This window comes from Burkholderia sp. Ac-20392, assembly GCF_017104585.1.
Lineage (GTDB): Bacteria > Pseudomonadota > Gammaproteobacteria > Burkholderiales > Burkholderiaceae > Burkholderia > Burkholderia lata.
Window position 1 is genome coordinate 1 of sequence record NZ_JAAGPB010000608.1, and the last position, 4,535, is coordinate 4,535.

General features: G+C 64.4%; 4 protein-coding genes. All 4 read left to right on the plus strand.

Annotation, left to right across the window (positions count from 1 at the left end; translation table 11 throughout):
- Positions 1 to 147 precede the first annotated feature (147 nt).
- The gene (locus G3N99_RS35435) at positions 148 to 1,485 is read left to right on the plus strand and encodes a glutamine synthetase family protein (protein WP_011353443.1); all 1,338 of its coding nucleotides are present in this window, start codon (positions 148 to 150) and stop codon (positions 1,483 to 1,485) included.
- A gap of 37 nt (positions 1,486 to 1,522) precedes the next feature.
- On the plus strand, positions 1,523 to 2,965 hold the full coding sequence (locus G3N99_RS35440; RefSeq protein ID WP_174937579.1) for an aspartate aminotransferase family protein: 1,443 nt from the start codon (positions 1,523 to 1,525) through the stop codon (positions 2,963 to 2,965).
- A 61-nt stretch (positions 2,966 to 3,026) separates the two neighbouring features.
- Positions 3,027 to 4,145, plus strand: a complete 1,119-nt coding sequence (locus tag G3N99_RS35445) for a polyamine ABC transporter substrate-binding protein (RefSeq protein WP_011353445.1) — start codon at positions 3,027 to 3,029, stop codon at positions 4,143 to 4,145.
- 188 nt (positions 4,146 to 4,333) lie between these two features.
- Positions 4,334 to 4,535 (plus strand): ATP-binding cassette domain-containing protein (locus G3N99_RS35450; protein WP_124586136.1); only part of this gene is annotated, 202 nt, incomplete at its 3' end.

Here is a 4,535-nt window from a genome sequence, read left to right on the forward strand (position 1 = left end):
TCTCAGCGTAAGGCTACCACCCGATATCTAACCGCGGTATACACTCGTTCCCTACCCGACGCTCTTCCGATCTGCCGCGCCGCCCGCACGCGTGCCGTGGCCGCCGCCGCGCTCGCCTGAGCGCCGACCAAACCAACGAGAACAGACATGCATGACATCGAAGATTTTCTGAAGCAGCACCGGATCACTGAAGTCGAAGCGATCATTCCCGACATGGCCGGCATCGCGCGCGGCAAGATCACGCCGCGCAACAAGTTCACGTCCGGCGAATCGATGCGCCTGCCGCAAGCCGTGATGGTGCAGACCGTCACCGGCGAATATCCGGAAGACGGCTCGCTGACCGGTGTGACCGACCCCGACATGGTGTGCGTACCCGACGCATCGACGATCCGCCTGATCCCGTGGGCCATCGACCCGACCGCGCAGGTGATCCACGACTGCGTGCACTTCGACGGCTCGCCGGTCGAGATCTCGCCGCGCTACGTGCTGCGCCGCGTGCTCGACCTGTACAAGGCGAAGGGCTGGAAGCCCGTCGTCGCGCCGGAACTCGAGTTCTACCTGGTCGACATGAACAAGGATCCGGACCTGCCGCTGCGTCCGCCGGTCGGCCGTACGGGCCGCCCCGAAACGGGCCGCCAGTCGTATTCGATCGAGGCCGTCAACGAGTTCGACCCGTTGTTCGAGGACATCTACGAGTACTGCGAAGCGCAGAACCTCGACATCGACACGCTGATCCACGAAGTCGGCGCCGCGCAGATGGAGATCAACTTCATGCACGGCGACGCGCTGTCGCTGGCCGACCAGGTGTTCCTGTTCAAGCGCACGGTGCGCGAGGCCGCGCTGCGTCACAACATGTACGCGACGTTCATGGCCAAGCCGATGGAAGACGAACCGGGTTCGGCGATGCACGTGCACCAGAGCATCGTCGACGAGGAAACGGGCCAGAACCTGTTCACGTCGCAGGAAACCGGCGGCGCGACGTCGATGTTCTACAACTACCTCGCGGGGCTGCAGAAGTACACGCCGGCACTGATGCCGATCTTCGCGCCGTACATCAACTCGTATCGCCGCCTGTCGCGCTTCATGGCCGCACCGATCAACGTGCAGTGGGGCTACGACAACCGCACGGTCGGCTTCCGCATCCCGCATTCGGGCCCGTCGGCACGCCGCATCGAGAACCGTATCCCGGGCGTCGACTGCAACCCGTACCTCGCGCTCGCCGCGACGCTCGCGGCCGGCTACCTCGGCATGACGCAGCGCCTGGAGCCGACCGAGCCGCTCGTCAGCGACGGCTACGACCTGCCGTACCAGCTGCCGCGCAACCTCGAGGAAGGGCTGACGCTGATGGCCGCCTGCGAACCGCTCGGCGAGATCCTCGGCCACAAGTTCCTGAAAGCGTATTTCGCGCTGAAGGAAACCGAATACGAAGCGTTCTTCCGCGTGATCAGCTCGTGGGAACGCCGCCATCTGCTGCTGCACGTCTGAGCGTGCACCCAACCGAATACGGAATCACGGAGGAAACATGACGTACCGCAACGAATCTGCCTGGATCCAGCCGGCCGCACCGAGCGCCACGGCCGCCGCACCGCGCGCGACGCAGGCACGCACGACCGCCGAATACCGCGCGCTCGACGCCGCGCACCACATCCACCCGTTCTCGGACATGGGCGCGCTGAATCGCGCAGGCAGCCGCGTGATCGTGAAGGCCGACGGCGTCTATCTGTGGGACTCGGAAGGCAACAAGGTGATCGACGGGATGGCCGGCCTCTGGTGCGTGAACGTCGGCTACGGCCGCAAGGAACTCGCCGACGCCGCGTATCGCCAGATCCAGGAACTGCCGTTCTACAACACGTTCTTCAAGACCACCCACCCGCCGGTGATCGAACTCTCCGCGATGCTCGCGGAAGTCACGCCGAAGGGCTTCAACCACTTCTTCTATTGCAACAGCGGCTCGGAAGGCAACGACACCGTGCTGCGCCTCGTGCACCAGTACTGGCGCGTGCAGGGCCAGCCGCAGAAGAAGTTCGTGATCTCGCGCAAGAACGGCTATCACGGCTCGACGATCGCGGGCGGCACGCTCGGCGGGATGGGCTACATGCACGAGCAGATGCCGTCGAAGGTCGAAAACATCGTGCACATCGACCAGCCGTATTTCTTCGGCGAAGCAGCGGCCGGTGAAACGCCGGAAGCGTTCGGCCTCGCCCGTGCGCAACAGCTCGAAGCGAAGATCCTCGAACTCGGCGCGGAGAATGTCGCCGCGTTCATCGGCGAGCCGTTCCAGGGGGCGGGCGGCGTGATCTTCCCGCCGTCGACGTACTGGCCGGAAATCCAGCGGATCTGCCGCAAGTACGACATCCTGCTGGTGGCCGACGAAGTGATCGGCGGCTTCGGCCGTACCGGCGAATGGTTCGCACACCAGCACTTCGGCTTCGAGCCCGATCTGATCACGATGGCGAAGGGTCTCACGTCGGGCTATGTGCCGATGGGCGCCGTCGGCATTCACGAACGTGTCGCGCGGCCCATCATCGACAACGGCGAATTCAACCACGGCCTCACGTACTCGGGCCACCCGGTGGCAGCCGCCGTCGCAGTCGCGAACCTGAAGCTGCTGCGTGACGAAGGAATCGTCGAGCGCGTGAAGAACGACACGGGCCCGTACTTCCAGGCACTGATGCGCGAAACCTTCGCGCGTCACCCGATCGTCGGCGAGGTGCACGGCCACGGCCTCGTCGCGAGCCTGCAGCTCGCCGAAGCGCCGGCCGAACGCCGCCGCTTCGCGAACGGCGGCGACGTCGGCACGATCTGCCGCGACTTCTGCTTCAACGGCAACCTGATCATGCGTGCGACCGGCGACCGGATGCTGCTGTCGCCGCCGCTCGTGATCTCGCGGCCGGAAATTGATGAACTCGTATCGAAGGCGAAAAAAGCAGTCGATGCAACCGCCCAGCAATTGGGTATTTCGTAACGGTTTTGCCTATAGGCGTGCGGCGGGCGCCGCACGCCGCCATAACCAGGGGAATTCCACCATGCGTGCCTGCTTTCTTCGCCAAGCCTGTTCCGTTGCCGCCCTTGCCGCCGCGGCCGCGTTCACGTCGGTCGCCAGCCCGACGGCACACGCGGCCGACGAACTGAATGTCTACAACTGGTCCGACTACATCGCGCCGGACACGATCCCGAACTTCCAGAAGCAGACAGGCATCCACGTCAAGTACGACAACTACGACAGCGACGACACGCTTCAGGCGAAGCTGCTGGCCGGCAGTTCGGGCTACGACATCGTCGTGCCGACGTCGAACTACATGGCCAAGCAGATCCAGGCCGGCGTGTACCAGAAGCTCGACAAGTCGAAGCTGCCGAACCTCGCGAACCTCGATCCGCTGCTGATGAAGATGATCGCGGATGCCGATCCGGGCAACCAGTACGGCGTGCCCTGGGCGTACGGCACGGACGGCATCGGCTACAACGCGCAGGCGGTGAAGAAGGCACTCGGCGACAAGGCGCCGGTCGACAGCTGGGCACTCGTGTTCGACCCGGCCAACATGGAAAAACTGAAGGGCTGCGGCGTGTCGTTCCTCGACCAGGCCGTCGACGTGTTCGCCGCCACGCTGCAATACATGGGCAAGAACCCGAACAGCACGAACCCCGGCGATTACCAGGCTGCGTTCGAAGTCCTGAAGAAAGTCCGCCCGTACATCACCCAGTTCAACTCGTCCGGCTACATCAACGACCTCGCGAACAACGACGTGTGCGTCGCGCTCGGCTGGTCGGGCGACGTCGGCATCGCGCATCGCCGCTCGGCTGAAGCGAAGCGTTCGTACGACATCAAGTTCTCGAACCCGAAGGAAGGCGGCCTGCTGTGGTTCGACGTGATGGTGATCCCGAAGGATGCACCGCACCCCGAAGCCGCCCTGAAGTGGATCAACTACGTATCCGATCCGAAGGTCAACGCGGCGATCACCAACACGGTGTTCTACCCGACCGCGAACAAGGCCGCACACCAGTTCGTCACGCCGGCCGTCGCGCAGGATCCGACCGTCTATCCGCCGGAAGACGTGCTGAAGAAGATGGTGCTGATGAAGCCGATGCCGGCCGACATCCTGCGCCTCCAGAACCGCCTGTGGGCCCAATTGAAGACCGGCCACTGATCGCCCAGCATTCCGGCGGCGCAGGCATCGCTTCACGCCTGCCCGCCTGAGATCCGCGGACCTCCGTCCGCCCGCGCGCGCCGCGCGCACTGTTCCATCCGGCACGAGCCGTCGTCCGTGAGTCGCATTGCGCGCCTCGCGCGGGGACGCTCACGCCTGCAATCCGTGAAGAACGAATGGTGAATCCCATGCAATCGATACCCTCTTCCGCTGCCGCACGACAGACCCAACCGGCCCCCGCGGCCCGTACGCAAAACGACGCTTTCGTCCGCATCGAAAACGTCGTGAAGAAATTCGGCGACAGCACGGCCGTCGACAACGTGAACCTGACGATCGCGAAGAACGAACTGTTCGCGCTGCTCGGCAGCTCCGGCTGCGGCAAGTCGACGT

Excerpts from the sequence above, each read along its gene's own strand:
- G3N99_RS35440 (WP_174937579.1), top strand. The coding sequence starts at position 1,523 with ATGACGTACCGCAACGAATCTGCCTGGATCCAGCCGGCCGCACCGAGC.
- G3N99_RS35435 (WP_011353443.1), top strand. The coding sequence starts at position 148 with ATGCATGACATCGAAGATTTTCTGAAGCAGCACCGGATCACTGAAGTC.
- G3N99_RS35445 (WP_011353445.1), top strand. The coding sequence starts at position 3,027 with ATGCGTGCCTGCTTTCTTCGCCAAGCCTGTTCCGTTGCCGCCCTTGCC.